Source organism: Rhizobium sp. 10PS4 (assembly GCF_032464805.1).
Lineage (GTDB): Bacteria > Pseudomonadota > Alphaproteobacteria > Rhizobiales > Rhizobiaceae > Rhizobium > Rhizobium laguerreae.
In genome coordinates this window covers 60,500-77,041 of sequence record NZ_JAWDIW010000013.1, presented here as the reverse complement: position 1 = coordinate 77,041, position 16,542 = coordinate 60,500, and the positions used below count along the sequence as shown (strand labels likewise).

At 58.2% G+C, this 16,542-nt stretch carries 26 protein-coding genes, 1 tRNA gene and 1 pseudogene; 12 read left to right on the top strand and 16 right to left on the bottom strand.

Annotated features, from left to right (window positions below; translation table 11 throughout):
• Nucleotides 1-8: 8 nt before the first annotated feature.
• From RWJ89_RS23965 to RWJ89_RS23955, 3 genes and pseudogenes are all read right to left on the bottom strand, one after another.
• A pseudogene (locus RWJ89_RS23965) lies at nucleotides 9-285 on the bottom strand (sigma-70 family RNA polymerase sigma factor).
• Nucleotides 286-511: 226 nt separating this feature from the next.
• Nucleotides 512-724, bottom strand: a complete 213-nt coding sequence (locus RWJ89_RS23960) for a hypothetical protein (RefSeq protein ID WP_168287972.1) — start codon at nucleotides 722-724, stop codon at nucleotides 512-514.
• On the bottom strand, nucleotides 721-912 hold the full coding sequence (locus tag RWJ89_RS23955; RefSeq protein ID WP_131666961.1) for a hypothetical protein: 192 nt from the start codon (nucleotides 910-912) through the stop codon (nucleotides 721-723). The genes RWJ89_RS23960 and RWJ89_RS23955 overlap by 4 nt, the downstream gene beginning before the upstream one ends.
• Before the next feature lie 172 nt (nucleotides 913-1,084).
• Here RWJ89_RS23955 and RWJ89_RS23950 point away from each other — a divergent pair, with 172 nt between their 5' ends.
• The 6 genes from RWJ89_RS23950 (at nucleotide 1,085) to RWJ89_RS23925 (ending at nucleotide 3,735) form a co-directional block, all read left to right on the top strand.
• Nucleotides 1,085-1,732, top strand: a complete 648-nt coding sequence (locus RWJ89_RS23950; protein ID WP_003546093.1) for a S24 family peptidase — start codon at nucleotides 1,085-1,087, stop codon at nucleotides 1,730-1,732.
• A gap of 116 nt (nucleotides 1,733-1,848) precedes the next feature.
• A complete protein-coding gene (locus tag RWJ89_RS23945; RefSeq protein ID WP_316031546.1) occupies nucleotides 1,849-2,019 on the top strand; it encodes a hypothetical protein in 171 nt (56 codons plus the stop codon).
• A 155-nt stretch (nucleotides 2,020-2,174) separates the two neighbouring features.
• The gene (locus RWJ89_RS23940; RefSeq protein WP_316031545.1) at nucleotides 2,175-2,315 is read left to right on the top strand and encodes a hypothetical protein; all 141 of its coding nucleotides are present in this window, start codon (nucleotides 2,175-2,177) and stop codon (nucleotides 2,313-2,315) included.
• A 687-nt stretch (nucleotides 2,316-3,002) separates the two neighbouring features.
• Nucleotides 3,003-3,266, top strand: a complete 264-nt coding sequence (locus tag RWJ89_RS23935) for a hypothetical protein (protein WP_132614472.1) — start codon at nucleotides 3,003-3,005, stop codon at nucleotides 3,264-3,266.
• An 11-nt stretch (nucleotides 3,267-3,277) separates the two neighbouring features.
• Entirely contained in the window at nucleotides 3,278-3,514 is a 237-nt protein-coding gene (locus tag RWJ89_RS23930) for a hypothetical protein (protein WP_221994183.1), read from the top strand.
• Nucleotides 3,511-3,735, top strand: a complete 225-nt coding sequence (locus tag RWJ89_RS23925; protein ID WP_025393563.1) for a hypothetical protein — start codon at nucleotides 3,511-3,513, stop codon at nucleotides 3,733-3,735. The genes RWJ89_RS23930 and RWJ89_RS23925 overlap by 4 nt, the downstream gene beginning before the upstream one ends.
• Before the next feature lie 26 nt (nucleotides 3,736-3,761).
• Here RWJ89_RS23925 and RWJ89_RS23920 read toward each other — a convergent pair whose 3' ends face one another.
• On the bottom strand, nucleotides 3,762-4,001 hold the full coding sequence (locus RWJ89_RS23920) for a DUF982 domain-containing protein (protein WP_077975709.1): 240 nt from the start codon (nucleotides 3,999-4,001) through the stop codon (nucleotides 3,762-3,764).
• Nucleotides 4,002-4,287: 286 nt separating this feature from the next.
• Here RWJ89_RS23920 and RWJ89_RS23915 point away from each other — a divergent pair, with 286 nt between their 5' ends.
• The 4 genes from RWJ89_RS23915 to RWJ89_RS23900 all read left to right on the top strand — a co-directional run bounded on the left by RWJ89_RS23915 (nucleotide 4,288) and on the right by RWJ89_RS23900 (nucleotide 6,530).
• Nucleotides 4,288-5,142, top strand: coding sequence for a DUF4747 family protein (locus RWJ89_RS23915; RefSeq protein WP_316031544.1), 855 nt, complete (start codon nucleotides 4,288-4,290; stop codon nucleotides 5,140-5,142).
• Nucleotides 5,139-5,723 carry a hypothetical protein gene (locus RWJ89_RS23910; RefSeq protein ID WP_316031543.1) on the top strand — a complete coding sequence of 195 codons (585 nt, stop codon included), beginning with the start codon at nucleotides 5,139-5,141 and terminating at the stop codon, nucleotides 5,721-5,723. The genes RWJ89_RS23915 and RWJ89_RS23910 overlap by 4 nt, the downstream gene beginning before the upstream one ends.
• Nucleotides 5,724-5,832: 109 nt before the next feature.
• Nucleotides 5,833-6,084: a type II toxin-antitoxin system Phd/YefM family antitoxin gene (locus RWJ89_RS23905; RefSeq protein WP_003546085.1), complete on the top strand. Its 252-nt coding sequence runs from the start codon at nucleotides 5,833-5,835 to the stop codon at nucleotides 6,082-6,084.
• Entirely contained in the window at nucleotides 6,081-6,530 is a 450-nt protein-coding gene (locus RWJ89_RS23900) for a type II toxin-antitoxin system VapC family toxin (protein WP_316031542.1), read from the top strand. Before RWJ89_RS23905 ends, RWJ89_RS23900 begins: the two co-directional genes overlap by 4 nt.
• A 139-nt stretch (nucleotides 6,531-6,669) precedes the next feature.
• Here the strand turns inward: RWJ89_RS23900 and RWJ89_RS23895 are convergent, their stop codons facing one another.
• Both RWJ89_RS23895 and RWJ89_RS23890 read right to left on the bottom strand, forming a co-directional pair.
• Nucleotides 6,670-6,912: a hypothetical protein gene (locus tag RWJ89_RS23895; RefSeq protein WP_131666971.1), complete on the bottom strand. Its 243-nt coding sequence runs from the start codon at nucleotides 6,910-6,912 to the stop codon at nucleotides 6,670-6,672.
• Nucleotides 6,913-6,975: 63 nt separating this feature from the next.
• On the bottom strand, nucleotides 6,976-7,224 hold the full coding sequence (locus tag RWJ89_RS23890; RefSeq protein ID WP_131666972.1) for a hypothetical protein: 249 nt from the start codon (nucleotides 7,222-7,224) through the stop codon (nucleotides 6,976-6,978).
• Between the two features lie 220 nt (nucleotides 7,225-7,444).
• Here RWJ89_RS23890 and RWJ89_RS23885 point away from each other — a divergent pair, with 220 nt between their 5' ends.
• Nucleotides 7,445-7,684, top strand: a complete 240-nt coding sequence (locus tag RWJ89_RS23885; RefSeq protein ID WP_316031541.1) for a DUF6894 family protein — start codon at nucleotides 7,445-7,447, stop codon at nucleotides 7,682-7,684.
• A 1-nt stretch (nucleotide 7,685) separates the two neighbouring features.
• On the opposite strand, the gene RWJ89_RS23880 is transcribed toward RWJ89_RS23885, so the two are convergent.
• From RWJ89_RS23880 to RWJ89_RS23865, 4 genes are all read right to left on the bottom strand, one after another.
• Entirely contained in the window at nucleotides 7,686-8,408 is a 723-nt protein-coding gene (locus tag RWJ89_RS23880; protein ID WP_077975706.1) for a Crp/Fnr family transcriptional regulator, read from the bottom strand.
• 292 nt (nucleotides 8,409-8,700) lie between these two features.
• Nucleotides 8,701-8,865: a hypothetical protein gene (locus RWJ89_RS23875; RefSeq protein WP_017959352.1), complete on the bottom strand. Its 165-nt coding sequence runs from the start codon at nucleotides 8,863-8,865 to the stop codon at nucleotides 8,701-8,703.
• A 367-nt stretch (nucleotides 8,866-9,232) separates the two neighbouring features.
• Entirely contained in the window at nucleotides 9,233-10,195 is a 963-nt protein-coding gene (locus tag RWJ89_RS23870) for a sterol desaturase family protein (RefSeq protein WP_206990289.1), read from the bottom strand.
• A gap of 692 nt (nucleotides 10,196-10,887) precedes the next feature.
• Nucleotides 10,888-10,964: transfer RNA gene (locus RWJ89_RS23865), tRNA-Pro, on the bottom strand.
• Nucleotides 10,965-11,226: 262 nt separating this feature from the next.
• On the opposite strand from RWJ89_RS23865, the gene RWJ89_RS23860 reads away from it, so the two are divergent.
• A complete protein-coding gene (locus RWJ89_RS23860; protein ID WP_025393552.1) occupies nucleotides 11,227-11,634 on the top strand; it encodes a hypothetical protein in 408 nt (135 codons plus the stop codon).
• Between the two features lie 104 nt (nucleotides 11,635-11,738).
• Here the strand turns inward: RWJ89_RS23860 and RWJ89_RS23855 are convergent, their stop codons facing one another.
• The 6 genes from RWJ89_RS23855 to dinB form a co-directional block, all read right to left on the bottom strand.
• Nucleotides 11,739-12,752: a DUF3618 domain-containing protein gene (locus tag RWJ89_RS23855; RefSeq protein ID WP_221964423.1), complete on the bottom strand. Its 1,014-nt coding sequence runs from the start codon at nucleotides 12,750-12,752 to the stop codon at nucleotides 11,739-11,741.
• Nucleotides 12,752-13,168 carry a phage holin family protein gene (locus tag RWJ89_RS23850; protein WP_221941904.1) on the bottom strand — a complete coding sequence of 139 codons (417 nt, stop codon included), beginning with the start codon at nucleotides 13,166-13,168 and terminating at the stop codon, nucleotides 12,752-12,754. Before RWJ89_RS23850 ends, RWJ89_RS23855 begins: the two co-directional genes overlap by 1 nt.
• Nucleotides 13,161-13,724 carry a nutrient deprivation-induced protein gene (locus RWJ89_RS23845; protein WP_316031540.1) on the bottom strand — a complete coding sequence of 188 codons (564 nt, stop codon included), beginning with the start codon at nucleotides 13,722-13,724 and terminating at the stop codon, nucleotides 13,161-13,163. Before RWJ89_RS23845 ends, RWJ89_RS23850 begins: the two co-directional genes overlap by 8 nt.
• 95 nt (nucleotides 13,725-13,819) lie before the next feature.
• On the bottom strand, nucleotides 13,820-14,971 hold the full coding sequence (locus RWJ89_RS23840; RefSeq protein ID WP_316031539.1) for a sialidase family protein: 1,152 nt from the start codon (nucleotides 14,969-14,971) through the stop codon (nucleotides 13,820-13,822).
• Nucleotides 14,972-14,987: 16 nt separating this feature from the next.
• On the bottom strand, nucleotides 14,988-15,290 hold the full coding sequence (locus RWJ89_RS23835; RefSeq protein ID WP_222011985.1) for a hypothetical protein: 303 nt from the start codon (nucleotides 15,288-15,290) through the stop codon (nucleotides 14,988-14,990).
• A gap of 131 nt (nucleotides 15,291-15,421) precedes the next feature.
• Nucleotides 15,422-16,510: a DNA polymerase IV gene (gene dinB / locus RWJ89_RS23830; protein ID WP_316031538.1), complete on the bottom strand. Its 1,089-nt coding sequence runs from the start codon at nucleotides 16,508-16,510 to the stop codon at nucleotides 15,422-15,424.
• Between the last annotated feature and the right edge of the window lie 32 nt (nucleotides 16,511-16,542).

Genomic DNA, 16,542 nt, shown 5'->3' with positions numbered 1-16,542 from the left:
GGTTGGCCTCAAAGCCGCAGCCTCCGTCGCCCGCCGGGCAATATTGACCGGGGCGCCGGGGCTCGCGGGGCGGCGGGCAAAGTGACGGATTTCGCCGGCATGGTCCTGCTGGGCGGTGTCGCCCTTTTCCGCGTTTCGTAGCCGGTGGATCTCGCTTTCCACCGAGGGCACCGACGTGCCGAGGATGGCTGATATTTCGATGTAGTCCCGGCCGGTGCGGAAGAGTTCGAGCGCGTTCATGTGTGTGCTCTGCTGCGCTGGCGCGGCCTCGGCCTGGATGCTCATCGCTTGATCCTTCTTTCCGATTTCGAACGCGGTCCGCCGTTCCCGCCGGAGCGGGTGGCTCGTCCCGTGCTTGATTCAAATTCATCGATGACGACCGGAGCCGGCTCTTGCGCGAGCAAAGGCTCCGGTCGTCTGCCAGGCCGCCGCCTGGGTCGGACACGACATCGTCGCGCCCGAGGATGCTGGCGTCGCCGAGGGAGGGCAACGACGCCAGCGGCCGATAGCCTCAGGGAGGGGCTGGGCTATCGGGGTTGGGGATCGGCAGCGCGCCGGGCGGGATCATCGTTTCCCGCATCTCTTCCGGCCGCGTCGGCCGATCGCAATTCTCGCAGTGGCGCTCGATCACCTCGGCGATCGACAGCGCCTTTGCGCAGATCGGGCAGCCGGTGTAGCGGCCGTTCGGTGGCTGGATCTGCGCCGCGGTCAGGGTGATGGTCATATCGACTCCACCTCCCGGTTGGCGTTCAGCACCTGCTGCAGGGCCTTGGCGAGGAAGGGGATGTCCTCGTTGCGAACGGGGATCACCGACATGCGCCCTCCTCTTGGACCGTGCGGCCGGTGAATGACGACGCCGGTTGCGATGACGTCCATGGCGAGCCGCTCTTCCGAGGAAATGGTGAACCTCATGGCGCCGTCTCCCCAGCCGCGGGACGCGGCGCGCAGGCCGGTAAAGCCAGAAAAGCTATGTGGTCGCTGATGATGTCGGTGTTTGTCATGGCGATTAGGGTACAATTAATACCTTAGATGTCAAGCACATTAGGGCATGACATGTACCTTAATTTGGGGTATTTTTTATATCATGTTGAAAGATCAGGAACAATTTGAGCGCGAAGAACGCGCAAAGCGGCTGGTCATGGCCAGGAAGAATGCCGGCTTTGCCGGGCCGAAGGCGATCGTCGATCGGTTCGGCTGGAATGCCAATGTCTACAAGGCGCATGAATCCGGCCGCAACGGCTTCGGCATTGCCGATGCGAAGAAATATGCCCGCGCTTTCAAGGTCAATCTCAACTGGCTGCAGTTCGGCGCCGGCAACGCGCTCGATCCGGATGAGCTGCCCGCCTCCGTCGCCGATGTCCCGAAAATCTCCTGGGTCAGCGCCGGCCAGCTGAGCGAGCAGGCGCCGATCACCGATTTTTCGGAATTCCCGACGGTCGCCGCCCTCGATCTGCCCGATGGCGAATGGATCGCGCTCGAGGTCGAGGGCAATTCGATGAACAAGATCTCGCCGCCGGGCTCGATCATTTTCGTCAATCTGCGCGACAAGCGCCTGGCGCCGAACGCGCTTTATGTCGTCGCCGACGAGACGGGGGCCGCAACCTACAAGCGCTATCGCCCGAACGACGACCCGCCCTTCCAGCCGGCTTCCTACGAAGACGTGCCGCCACCGGAATTCCAGGGCGCCGTCACCATCGTCGGCCGCGTCCGCCGGTCGATCATCGAGATGTGAGGTTCCATGCCGGGCGCGCTCGATGATCTCACTGTTTTTGGGTGTACTACCGGCACCCGTGCGAGCACATCACCAACCTGCCGGGCAGATCAGCAGAAGATAACATTGGAGGGGAAATGCTTGCTTTTATGGGAACATGGCCGGCGCCGGTTGTTTACGGCCTGGTTGGGGGGATATTCGGGGCGATCGGCGCGGCTGTCGGCCATCTGGCGGCCAAGCGATTTCCGAACGCGAGAACGATCATTGTTGTTCTGTTTCTTGCCAGTTCAAGCCAAGTCACCAACTGATCGTCATTCCCAGAATTCAGAATGACGAGGCGAACGCTAACCTGCCGCAGAAGATAGACGCCATTACCACTCTTGAGCGCATCTCTGTCGAGGGGAAGACGGTCCGATATTTTTACCGTCTGAGCGATTCCCTCCCTTTAACGGATGGGGCCGTTATGAAATCAGGCATTGCCCCGTCCGTATGCTCTTTCTGGAAGCCGAAGCTTGAATCGGGCGAGGCCGAACTCGCCGTCTACAACTACGCCTTCAAGGATGGGCAGTCGAGTTTCGATCTGAGGGCAAGCGATTGCCAATAACGTCGCGACGTCAGGTCATCCGTTAAAGAATATCTCAATGATTCAAACGCCTTACAAAGGGTAAAAGATCGACATCGCGCGCAGGCAGAATCTGGTTCTATATCGTGACTTTCGCGGTGTTTCTCCTGGCGTTCAGCGCCGGGCGGGAGATCTATGGTCTCTAGGATTTCGCTCTGAATCTTGCCGGATGGCATCCAGACCCGCCTCGATCACCTCGTCGGGGATTTCGATTTTGTGCGACCGCCTCTTTTTTCTCGTAGCTTCATACTCCAACTTAGTTCTCTATCCTCTCTCTTCAGCTTAGGAGAGAAGGTTCCTGAAGGCTGGTGAGGGAGGGTTCCGGCCAAAGCTTCCCCCTACCCCATGAGCAAAGCCCATGAAGCCGGGAGAGCATTGGCCGAGTCCTGAAGGCCGGAGCCGGGATGGGACACGTGCCAGAGGGGCCATTCGCTTCGCCCTCGTCCTGATTTTCTGACAGCGCACTTAAGGACTTTCGCTTCCCGCGCCGCTGGGCTTCGTCAGCTCGGGAGTTGCACCCGGTCGCCCAATCACTGGCCCCAGACATAAACCTACGATTCGTACCTCGTCAATCACTGAGGTATTTTTTATACCTCTCATCATTGACGTGATAGGGTATTATATATACCTTTCCTCTCAAGCCGATCAAACGGGCGAGAGGACAGGGCGATGCAGCACATTCGCAGGATCGAGACCGAGGAAAGCAGGCGGGATTCCCGCTGGAATGGCGCGCAGACGATCGGCGACTGCCGCGCCTATATGGCGATCGAGGCCCAGCGCATGGGCGCGCTCGGCTTTGCGTTCCTCCGCCGTCCCGAACATTTAATCCGCGGCCCATCCTGGCTGCGCGGGGCGGCAGCCTCCGTCGAGGAGCATTACCGCTATGCCCGCGAGATCATGGGCATCGCCAACAACGATCAATTCTACGCCTGAGGGGAACGGAGATGCCTGCCGCCAACCTTACAGCTGGTTCAACCGAGAGCTCTTCCCTTCCTGCCACCCCACTGGCCGGATCAAGCAAAAAGACCCGCGCCAAGGCCCGCGTCACCGCCGGGGCACCCGATCTCCTGAAGGCGCTGGTCGAGGCTGAACGTTTCTTCGATGGCAGCAAAGATCATGGCTGCCCGCTTCACCGGAAGATCCTCGCCGCCATCGACACGGTGAAAGGCGGTGCAGCATGAGCGATTGCCTGATCAAGGCCTTTTCCGGCTGCGCCTGCCCGCCCGGCGAATGCGCTGAAAAGCCTACCACCCCGGCGCCGGTCACCTTCGTCTCGTGGCGGGTCCAGGCCATCGCCTGCCTCACCTTCGGCTTCCTCGCGGCCATCGTCTCGGCCGCCTGGATGGAGACGCAGTTCAAAACCTGGGATCTGCGAAACCAGGAGCATGTGTCATGGAAGTGAGCCAGGGCCTTGCCAGATGCCACGGATCAGGAACTGAACTTGATGTCGCTCGCCTTCGCCGCGGTAATGAATGCCCGCCGCACCTGCTCCGGCTCGGCGGCATCGTTGAACACATCAAGCACAAGCCGCTCGGCCACCTTGGCCGCCGGCGTCTGCTCGGGCCAATCATTCAGCAAAGTGTTGCCGGCCTGGACGACATTATAGACCGTCCTCACCTTGCCATTGATGGTGATCTTCACCGGTTTGAAGCTTCGTCGCCTGCTCATGATGCAGCCCCCTCACGCTGGACACGCGACTCAACGAATCACTTCGGGACTCGTTCCGGTTGAGGAGGCTAGCGTGCGTGTTATTGTTGATCAGAGAATAGAAAATTGCCGGTACGCTCGTCGTTGACGTATTCGCAGAAATCAAAAGTGCCGAACGCCCATCCAAAGAAAAATGGTGGAAAAGGATAGATGCCTGTGCACGACGAGAAAGCCTGAATTGACTGCAATCACAGATATATTCGATGAATAATATTCTGAGATTTTTGTCGGGGCTACGGATTTTGCAATGGCACGAAAAATTAAAATGTCTTCTCTCGTAATAAACATCCGGGTTCATCCGCATCCGGAGGGGATATACCTCGAATTGATACGCGATATTTTCAGGTTAAAGCGACCGCAGAAACTCTCGGGTGATCGGTACGGTTTGATTTCAAGCTTGAGGGAAATCGATGAGGAGAAAGGGACAGTCGCCGGAGTGCTAACCACGTTCCTTCAAGTTGAGATGGATGGCACTTGGTTTAATGAGATTAATCTTTCTGACGCTTCAGAGGATGACGTTGCGGAAATTAAGATACCGCCGCACATACATCCTAACCGCAAACAATACTTTTTCTTTCTACGAGGACATCGGCTTTACCTCCAAAATTATTATGAAGGGAGATGGATAAGCGCTAAGCAAGCAGAAGCGTTTGTGAACGCCAGTATGGCGGAAGATAAGATAACCGAAAAATACGGCACCGTGTCTGTCACGGTTGAGCAAAGCCAGGAAGCGCTTAGAGAGATTTTCAATTTAGAGCGGATCGACGAAATCAAAATTACCTTGATGCCGCCCAATATGGATGTTTGGCCGGACGATTTTGAAGAGAAAGTCCAGAATCATATGGTTGCCACGAATACGAAACGCCTTGAATTCCGTTATGTGGCTGAGACCGGCAAATCCATCGTGATTGATGACGATATCGAAAAGGTGTCGAAAGCCGGGATGTCTAACGGTCGCGTAGACGTAAGCGGGCGCGATGAGACCGGAAAAGTGCGGCGATCATCTGAAGATCACCCGAAGGTTCTTCAGGATAGTTACGATCCGGACATTACAGGTGAATGGTCCGCTTTCCAGCATGTTATTAGCGGTGATGGCAATTGAAAATATGGACGCAATACGTTGCCTTTGGGAAGGCTCTGAAGGGCTACTATGTGGCCTATGGTGGCGTCACGTCCGTGATAACTTCCCCGATATTTGGGCTTTCTCTAGCTATTACGCTACTTTCCTATGAAAATTGGCAAAAAGCTCAGTGGGTAGCGCAGGCTCAATCGATCCTCCCCAACATGCTGGGCTTCAGCCTCGGCACTTATTCGGTCCTGTTGAGTCTGTTAAGTGAGAAGCTGCGCGTAGCATTGGCGACAGTAGGGAACGGACCAAAAGCCTCCTATCTCTCAATGATGAATGCTACTTTTTTTCATTTCATTTTTGTCCAGATCATCGCCCTTCTGTGGAGCTTCCTTTATCAAGGTTCTTGGGCCGTTGACCTTTTCTATTCTCTGGATCAATCGTGGTTCCCTGGCGCTTACCGATATTTCTTCATCGCGATGGCCTCGGGATCATTTATTGGTCATCTACTACTCGTTTACTCTCTAGCACTCACGATATCTGCTGCACTTGCCATGTACCGGGTGGCCTCGTTGCGAGACAAGGAACAGCAAGAGCAACCTTCGGAACCGAAATAGTCTAGAAAATTGTCTCGATGAGAATTCCCTTGAAAAATTCCCCCTCTTGATTCCGTCAGCGTCACTGTCTATTTTGACCATATATGGTCATTTAAGACGTGAGGCCACAATGTCGACAATCAGCGTCGCAGAGGCAAAGGCCGGTTTCGCCGGTCTGGTGGATGAAGCGGCAAACGGGGAATTCGTGACGATCACCCGGCACGGAAAGCCCGCTGCCGTGCTTGTGTCCGTCGAAGCGGCCGAGGCCGCGAAAAGGGCTTTGAAGAAGCCACGGCCGAATTTCGGGGATTTCCTGTTGACGTTTCCCGGTGGGGTCGAGCTGGAGCGGAACCCCTCAAAAATGCGCGATATCGATCTGTGACCGCCTATCTTCTCGACACGAATATCATCTCGAAGCTCGCACCGGGCAAGGTGCCGCCGTCCGATCCAATGCGAGCATGGTTTTATGAGCATGGCGAAGCCGACAGCCTGTTTCTGTCGGCTTTGTCGGTCGCGGAGATCGAGAAGGGAATGCGGAGCCTTCACCGTCGCGGCGGGATCGAGAGGGCAAAGCGCCTTTCGGCATGGCTGCACGTCATCACCGACAGTTTCGGCGATCGGATATTGCCGATGGATACCGTTGTCGCGCGCATCGTCGGCGCCCTGGAAGATGAAGCCGAAAGCCAGGGCCGTCATCCCGGGCTTGGCGATCTCATCATCGCGGCGACCGCACGCGCCTATGACCTCACTGTCATTACGGAAAACTTGCGGCATTTCCAGCCGCTTGATGTCGCTGTTGATCTTCCCGCCGCGTTCCGGTCGGAATGATCGTTACCGGCGCTGCCAAGACGCCGCCGAGCGAATCGCAGATATCTCGCGAGCAGGATGCTTCGCCGGCCGCGCGACGATTGCAACACATTGGCTCAATGATGTCCCGCTCCGATATTCATCTGGATGGAGGCACTCATTACAGGTTAGCTAGGCCGGAGGTCTCCGCGTCCATCTGACCCGACCGGGGGCCAAGGCGCTCCGTCAAGTTCTGGAGGAGTCTGTCCCGGGCGGAGTTCTGAACGAGATCGATGGCAAGGGTCAGCGCGCGGCGGCCTTCGTTGCTATCGATCTCACAGTGGTTCCTTGTACACCACTGCCGAACCGCAGTGATGACGACTTCGATGTCTTGATCGGACAATGTAATGAGGGACTGAAGCATTTCGATGCCTCCAAAATCCGATAGGAGCGCCTACGGTCATGCCAAGGGATGGGACCGATATCGCTAGTGATGAGCAGCGGACGTCGTCGCGTTGATCTTCAGCGAATGAGGGCTGTCAAACCTGGCGATCAGCAGCGTAGCCAGTTCCTCCGGCGTCCTGTGCCCCTGGCTAAAAAGATCGACAGCCGCGCTACAGAGTAATTGCGTTGCTCCTTCCGTCGGTGTGACGTGATTATGCTGGTACCAGGTCCGCACAGCCTCCGTCAGCAGGTTCACGTCCTTCGTCTGGAGCGAGAGATTGAAATCGATCATATCATCCTCCGACGCGTCGCCGCTCCAGATTAGTCTTGAGTTGAAGCTCGCGTTAAAAACTTAATCCATTGGTTCCTCGCCGCCAACTATCAGTGCGGTTGCGCACAGTTCCCGTAAGGACATCGGCACCGATGACGAAAGCATGCCCAATGCTGTTGATCTGAACGCTGCGGAACGGCAAAATAAGTGACTTATCCTGCCGGGCTTTGAAGGATTTCGAATGCCACGCTTCTACTTCAATATCCTGTCGGAAGCCGGATCGCTCGAAGATTGGGAAGGAACCGAGCTTCCTGATCTGGATGCCGCTCGCATGGAAGCGGTGCGTGATGCTCGCGCATTGATGAGCAGTGCCGTGCTTCTCGGATATGACATTGCGTCAAGAAGCGTCGAGATCAGAAACGAAACAGGCGATATCCTGCTCGTGTCGCCCTTTTCGGAAGCGGTCAAGCGAGTGGACTGATCTATCTGGCGCGGAGCGGACCCAGCAGCTTTTCGTATTCGCGCTCCGGCACTCCATAGCAGCCACCGGCAATTTCGATCAGTTTTTCCCTGTCCATTATTCGCACGTTTCCGCGGGTCGATCGGATGGCGTGGACGCCCTCAAGGACGTGTAGTTCATTGGTAACGCCCGAACGGCGGACGCCGAGCATCAATGCCAGAAATTCATGGGTAATGGCCAGGTTGTTGCCTTCAAGGCGGTCGTGGCACATCAGGATCCACCGCGCCAACCGCTCATGCATATTGTAGCGCGCATTCGCGAGCGCCGAATGGGCGAGCTGCAGCACGGTTGTGTGAACATAGCGAAGGAAGAAATCCTTCATCTCGGGATCATCGGCGAGCGCGCGCTGAAACGCCTCCATCGGCACCATAATTCCCGACCCTGCGACTTGCATGAAGGTGCGCGTGGGGGTGGTCTCTACCGCCAGAACGACGTGCATGCCGGATGCGCCTTCGCGCCCGATATGGCCTATTTCCACCACTTCTTCGTCTATGCTGCTGACAACCATGGATGCCAGACCTCTTTCCAAGAAGCAGACATGCGTGGTCGGCACGTCGCTACCGACAAGAACGTGCCGTAATGGCAGGTCGACGCGCTCCATCCCTTCCGAGAGGCGTGCGAAGCGGTCCGCGCTCAACATTTTCAGCAGGGTGTTTTCGACAGTCGATTGGTCAATGTGAGTCATAGCGGCTCCGCATGGGAGCTTGGATGTCAAAACCAAACGCCTGTGAGTTGGTGAAAAACTACGGGACGGCCGTTGGTTTGACCATAGGTCCCAAGGAACTGTGCGTTTATGACAAAACCGCACATAAGCCGCTGAAATTGTTGACAACCAGCGACGAGAAATCGGTAGCGATCTTTCGATACCTGGCAAAGACCTTAGCACATTTTGCCTCGGCATGCGCGCTCATTGCGAAAGGACGAGCGATTCCTAATATTAATATCTGCCTTTTGTGGATCGTTGACATAAATCGCAATCAATCTCGCCAGCCAAGCCGGCGGCAATGCGCTTCGGCGGTCAGGACGGCCGCCTTTCGGTCAGCATAGGGACCTGGCAGATAGACCGTGACTCCGCGGAAACTGACGATCACCGCCTTTGTCGCGCTATCGAAGACGATGGCCATATCAGGCTCGTAAGCCATTTGTTTTCCTGACGACGCTTACTCCATCGAGATGTGCTCTTATTCGGATGAAACAAGGTGCCGATATCAATCCTTCAGGCACGGGGCGCTGGGTGCGGAACCGCACAGGAACTTTTCCGACTATCTATGGGTTAGATCACAAGGATCGCACAGGTGCCCCTCTTGTGACGGGGCTGTACGTCAACCCTTCCTTCCTGTGCGATCCGTCCGTTCCCAAATTGCCCCGTTTCGGCGGGGCTTCTTTTTGATCCATAGCGGCAAACGCGCGAGGACGATCAGGGACGCGGCAGGGTTTGGCGATGATCTCACAAGCACGTTCTGCGCCACATGGAGCCGCTTATCACAACAGAGCGATGCGAGCTTTGCGCTACCGGCGCTCTTCCGGGCCCGACAGCCCCTGGGGCGAGGCAGGTTTTCCGCTTATGGGGCTTATGCCGCACGTGGCCTTGGCAGCTTGCCCCGCGCGCTGGAAGAAACGGATTTCTGCGGCGATGGTTTCGCGGAACGGATCGGTTTGGTTGAAGTAGTCGCGGTCCAGACCGAGCTTTGCACCGTGTGCATCGCCTTCGTAATAGGTGCCGAACAAATGATCCCAGATCGGGAAATAATTGGCGAAATTCTTGTCATGATGTTCCCGCACTCGGGAGTGATGGATGAAGTGGTCGCGTGGTGACTGGATCACGTATTTGCCAAACCAGCCATGCCAGGGAATGGCACTGTGCTTGACCAGACCAATAGCGCCAAAGGTGATGGTCACGACGGCGAATTCGGCCGTTGGCAGGCCGACAAGCAGCGCCGGAACGACCATGATGGCCATATTTATCGCCTTCTCCAGCGGATGCTCCCGCGACGAAGTCAGCGCGTTGAACTCTTCGGCTGCGTGGTGAAATTCGTGCAGCCGCCATAGTACGGGCAGCCGGTGCATCAACCGATGCTGCCAGTAGCTCAAGAAGTCTGACAGCACTAGGAACAAGAGAACATGTGCCCAGCCTGGCAGCCTCCCGGCAAGGTCCAGGTGGGGGGCATTCTGAGCAGCTTTGGTGATGGCATAGGACAGACCAAATGATGCGAGCGCCGCGAATAGCGTAATCATACCCGTCGCCTGAAGGACGAAATAGACGATGTCGGTGATTGTGGATTTGCTGCGTTCGAAGAAAACCCGACGGAACCCGGAATTGCCGAACCCCACATAGGTGAGTTCCACCGCGAAAACCGTCAGAACCAGGCCAATGGAAATGGCGAAACTGAGCGCCATTGCCCGACCATTCAAATAGTAAGTGTTGTAAAAAAAGTCTCCAAGCTTGTGCAGGCAGTACTCGACCAGCTCCATGCCGCTGCTCCAAAACGCGAACTCGTACAGCTTAGTCGTGACGATGCGCTGTTGCCACATTGCTCAAAGGACGATCAGGGCGTCCTTTTGGTATTACCAGCGGTAGAAGGGCAGTCCCGGGAAGCATGCAGGTGGCCGCCCAACGCATAGGAGACATAATGCTTGGGGTTAGCAAGTGATCGCTGAGCGGCCGACTGCCTAATACAAATTGTGACGTGGAGTTGTAGCTTTTGTTCGGTTTCGTACAATAACAGCTTAGCGTCTTAGAGAAAACCTTGCGAGGTGGCCCCATACTGGGCCGTCCGCTTCCCAAGCTTCTTCTGTGCGATCCGTCCTTTCCAATTGCTGCGTTTCGGCGGGGCTCCTCTTTGATCGTCGGCGTGGAATGACGGAACCTAGCCGGTCCGCTTTTTGTTATATCGGCAGGAAAGCACGGGCGTTCCTCCTGTGCGATCCATAGACTGGCCCCGCCGAGAGGCGGGGCTTTTTTTCGAATGGAGTTCCGCGGAAGCAAATGCGGAATCGGTCACGGGTATGCGCATGCGAGTCCGGACTTCCAACAGCAGGCAGCGAACGCTTTTTTAATCGGTCCGCTGCTTCAAACGGTCCGCAATCGGTCCGTTGATATGAAAATAGCTTTCGCGGGGAAGTCGGCTCGGGAGTGAAAACCCTTATGGTGCAAGGGTTCTAGCTGGTCGGAGTGGAGTGATTCGAACACTCGACCCCCACGTCCCGAACGTGGTGCGCTACCAGACTGCGCTACACTCCGTGACCAGCGGCGCTTCTATAGAACAGCCTATCTGGTTGCACAAGCACCAAATTCCAAAAAGCCGGCGGAAATTTTGACGGGGTTGTGACGGGTTTACAGATGAGCGGCTGCAGCAAAAAGCCACACCTCTCGCAAATCGAACGGAAGTCTCTCAGGAGCAATTTTCTTTTGCCGGGTTCCGCGCTAAAGGGCACGACAGGACAGGCGAAACCGCTCACGAGGGCGGCTTGCCAGCCATGCGCTAGAGATCAGGGACGACACGATGAATTTCCGCATCATGACCGCGGCCGGGCTTGCCATTGCGCTTGCCGGATGCACCACCATACCTTCCGCCGGCAATCCGATCGAGGCCCGCTGGGTGGGCAAATCGGCCGGCGTCTTCTTTGCCGCCTACGGGCCGCCGATCAGCGACAGCGAGCAAGGCTCGACCACCATCTATACCTGGCGCGGCGGCTACAAGACCGTGCGCATTCCGGCGAAATATGCCGAAGGCGCCGACGGCAAGCGCGGCAAGCAGATCGCGTCGGCCCGCACCGCCTATCTGCGCTGCCAGGCCGAAATCACCACCAACTCCGATTACACGATCCGCGACATCCGCACCGTCGCCGACATCCCCGGCGTCAACGGCCCGTCCTATTGCGCAGAGTTCCTGGCGCCCGAACAGAAGTAACGGACGGCTTGTCCGTAATGAAGAACAGGCGGCCCCGGTGCCGCCTGTTTTTGTTTTGGCTGGTCACGGCCAGGCGCATCTTATTGCGCCTGGAACCGACCGCTTTAGATCCTTCGATCGGTTCCGCCTAAGCTGTCCTTGCGGTTTATGAAAGTTTCGGCTTCATCCACCACGCGCTCCTTGACGGCATCATGCGCATCGGACGCAGCATCCACGGCCTTTTGATAGACCTCCGACGCTACCTCTTTACCCTGCGCGACGACGTCCTGCGCCTGATCGCTGAGGGTGTCTTTCGCGCTATCTGCGGCTTCCCCGATCCATTCATCCTCGGTGTCGGTGTGCGGCAGCGCCGCGCCGATCGCCGCTCCGACCGCGAAAGCCAGAGCTCCGCCAACCAGCGGCTGGTCGCGGAAATGGATGAGGATCGCCTCGTTGAGCTTGCTCGTTTGCTCCTGAAGACTGGTCGCCGCCGAAGAGGATCGGCTCGAAAGCGAGCTTGCCGCGCCGGACGCACGGGCGGTGAGGTCGCTCGCTGCGTTTTTCGCCTGCTCCCATTTCTCCGCCGCCCAGCCGGTTGCCGCGTCGAGCATTGCACCGGTCTCGTCGGTGATCTGACTGATCTGTTTTCCGCTAGCATCGGCGAAGCCGCGATAGGTCTTGCCTGCCTCGTCCATAAAATGGCCGGCACGCCCCCCTGTTTCGTCGGTCAAGGCTTTCAACCTTCTGCCGGATTCGTCGGCAAAATGGCTGTAACGCGCTCCGTTTTCCATGGCCGGCGGACCAATCCTGCGGACTTGGCCAGTCGCCGGATAAAGCGGGTATTCAGGATCCTCCCTCCAGGTCGCCGTGTCGCCTGATGACGGGCTGCCTTTTGCCATGAGCCAGGCCAGGCTCACGCCCATCAGCGCGACCGGCAGAGGGTTCGCCTTGAGGGCGTGGCCAAGATTGCTGACATATTCTCCGCCGCCGCTTCCCTTGGCGTAGGCAATCACCTCATCGACCAGCTGGCCTGGCGACATCCGTTCCTGGATAGCGTCAATCCGGTCTCCGATGCGGCGGCGGTCCTGGTCGATCTCCCGCTGAAGCTCGGCCGATGTTTTCTCGATTGCGTTTTCCATCAGATTTTGTCCTTCACAACATCAACGTCGCGGCGAAGCGAGGTCGCAGTTCGATCCAGTGTCAGGTTGTTACCGCGAAGCGCGGCGAGGCCCCGGGAGACCATTGCCCACGCGATGCCGGCAATGATGATGCCGACTATCAGCGAGGCGAGCGCAGTGGCAGTGGTTTCGGTAAATCCCTGTGTCACGAGGAAGGCCGCGAGACCGCCGACAAGGGCGCTCAGCAGGACGCCGACCGCCCCGATTGCCAGGACCAGACCGAAGAGGAGAATCTCTACGCCACTCAGCGCCTGCGAAAGTTTTTCCGAAGCCTCCGTCTTGGCAAGATCGATTTCCTTGCGGAGCAGGCCCGTGACATCACCAACGAGGCCACTGACGAGTTCGGAGAGGGGTGTGTTCTCTGAAGATTTAGCCATTGTACTCGCCTCCAGTCGTTGCTGGGCCGGAGCGATCGGTTGATGCTCCGCGCGACGCGGCAGTTGTTCGCCTTTTCGCCGACGCTGTCAGGAAGCGGCTTGCGGCCAGGCCTGCGAGTGCGGCGATGCCGAGAAAGGCGAGCGGTTGTTTGCGCCCGAAATCCTCGGTCATGGTGGCGATTTCGCCGATGTCCTTGCCTTCCATCCGCCGAGCAACAGTCTGCACGCTCCGCCCGATTTGCCTGGCGTATCGTCCTACTTCTGCCTGACCGGAGCTTTCCATTTCGGCGCCGGCCTTCTCGAGCGCCATTGCAACGCCACCGACCTGGCGAGCGGCGAAGCTGGTGCGTTCGGACATGACTTCCTTGGCTTTCTCGACTGCGGTGTCGGCGCCTTCCCTGATCGTTTCCTTGACGGCGGAAACATCCTCGCTCACCTTCGCTTCCAGATCGGAAAAGGATGTGCGCGTTCCCGGCGAGGAGCCGGAACCTGGGGATGAGGACGGGGTCTGCGCGGACGTGCTCCGCCCCGCCGGATCTGTGATATCGTTCTGCATTTCGAACCTCCCAATTCGTGCCGGCAAATTGCCGCAGCCCCGAACCATGGATGGCCCGCTTTGTTCCCGGACGCGCTGTGGGAGGTTCGCCTTCGCTATGGCTCAGAACTGCGACTGCGCGAAGCAGCACCGTCCCAGGCTCCTTCGCGTTCCTGATCTTTGGCAGGCGTGACAATCGACGCCGCTATGTAACGCTCCGCCCGGTCGCCATCGTTGAAGTAATAGACGGCGAGCAGGGATCCATCGCTGCGTTTTACGAGTCTGGGATAGCCGAGATCAGCGGTGCCGCCGTCGCTGCGGATGATCTTCTCGGCGCCCCATGTCCGGCCGTCATCGAAACTCATGCGCATCCTGATACCGAATGGCGGATCACGGTGGCCGTAGACGACGAGAAGCATGCCTTCGATCCGCGCCAGCGCCGGCGGGTTGCCATTGCGGCCCGTGTCGTCGACGATGCAGCCTTCCGGCGTCCAGGTCCTCCCTTGGTCATGGGAGGTGAAGGCCTCTATCCAACCCTTGCCAAAGCCTCGGCCTATGCAGCGCGTCAGCGTCAGGATGGCGCCACCGGAAAGTGCCGTCGATGCCGGCATGATCGAATAGCCCTCGGGTTCCGGACCGACAAAGCCTTGCAGGACGAAGCTGCGCCCGCCATCCACGGTGCGCGCGCAGAACACTCTTCCTTCCGCACCGTCCTCTTTGGAAGTGCTGAGCATGAAGAGCGCATCGTTCCTGCCGAGAGGCACGATATCGGTGCGCGCCGAGAGCGGAAGATGCAGACCGGCGAAACGAAACGGACCCTGCCATGTCAGGCACCGATCCCGGCTGACATAGAACCAGCTGACAGCATCGCCCTGCACATCGGTTCTGGCGCACATGACGATCGTCTCGGCGTCCAGAAAGTCTATGGGATCGTCAATCGAGCAGAGGTCTTCACGGACCGACAGACGGGGACGGACCTTGAGGTCGGCGTTCAAATGCTCGTCGGCCGAAAGCGAGAGTCCGCCCGGCACGCGGCCGCAGAACGGCTCGTCCATCCAGGTCAGTCCGCCGTCCAGGCTGCGTGCCTGCCAGGGTACGAAGGGGTAGCCACGGTCCAATTCGTGCAACTCCCCCTTCGCTCCGAGTTTGCCGCGCGCGAAGACGACGAGCATTTCGTCACCCCACGACCAGAGACCATAATTTGCCGGCCAGCCCGCGAACTCGCCGCGTCTGCGATAGATTTCGAGATTGCGGAACTGCGTGTCCATGGAGGCTTCCAGACGATCAGAGCGTTTCGACTGGAAGTGCCCGCACAAGCAATTCTTCCTGCCCGAGCAGCTGTTCGAGTTTGCGCCGGTATTGGCGCCACCAGGCCCGATCGAGACTGTTCACCATCACTTCGATGACGATGACCGTATCTTCTTCAGTGCCCTCGCCAGTCGACCAAAACCCCTTTGCCGGGGAATTGAGGTATGAAGTCGCCCCGCCATGGCGCTCGGTCATCTCGCGCTGAATCATCGCGATAATGTCTTCGATGTCGATCGCCGCGTGCGGCGCTGCCGGAATAAACAACTGTATCAGATGCATGTGGAATTCTCCTCGTCCCGCAAACTTCGGAGATCTGACGAGGTTCCGGCCCAGCTCGAAATCGCGGATGGGTGGATGAAAACCAATGCGGCGACGGACGGTCGTCGCCTGTGGCAGCCGATGCCGGCGCTCTAAAAAGCCAGCCGCAGCTGCGGCGCCGCGGCCGGTACTCGTTCTTCCAGCGAGGAGAGGGTGACGCCGAGCAGCCTTATGCCCTTTCGCGGCGGAAAGATCGGTGCGAGCAGCAGGTTGACCAGATCCTCGAGGTCGGCGATTGCCGGCAGGGGTGCCGGAAGCGTCTTGCTGCGCGTGATCTGGCTGAAGTCGGCATATTTCACCTTGAGCGTCACCGTCTTGGCGGCGATCCCGTTGGCCTCGCAGTAAGCCCACACCTTTTCGATCAGCGGCTGGAGCCCTTCGCGAGCAGGCTCGAAGGCGTGGAGGTCCTGTGAGAAGGTATCTTCGGCGCCGACGGATTTGCGCACCCGGTCGGGCTTGACCTGCCGCTCGTCGATGCCGCGGGCGATGCCGTAAAAATAGGGCCCCGACTTGCCGAAATGCTCGACGAGGAACTCGAGCGTCTTCTCCTTGAGATCGGCGCCCGTTTCGATCCCGAGTTGATGCATCTTCTCGGTGGTCGCCGGTCCGACGCCATGGAATTTCCGGACGGGAAGCTGCTCGACGAAGGCCGGCCCGTTCTTCGGCGTGATGACAGCCTGGCCGTTCGGCTTGTTGAGGTCGCTCGCCATCTTGGCAAGGAACTTGTTGTAGGAAATCCCGGCCGACGCGTTAAGGCCGGTGACTTGCTTGATCTTGGCGCGGATCTCCAGCGCGACCTCGGTGGCGACCGTCATGCCTTTCAGATTTTGCGTCACATCGAGATAGGCCTCGTCGAGCGACAGCGGCTCGATCAGCGGCGTGTATTCGGCAAAGATCTCACGGATCTGCTGCGACACCGCCTTGTAGACGGCAAAGCGCGGCGGCACGAAGATCAGGTCAGGACATTTGCGCTTGGCGGTCACAGACGGCATTGCCGAGTGAATACCGAATTTACGGGCCTCATAGCTCGCCGCCGCGACCACACCCCGGGCGGCCGACCCGCCGACGGCAATCGGTTTGCCGCGCAAGTCCGCATTATCGCGCTGCTCTACCGACGCATAAAAGGCATCCATGTCGACATGGACGATTTTCCGGACGGGGGGTGAGCTTGTCTCGTTCATGGCGGTTTCAGCGATCGCGATGGGATCGGCCT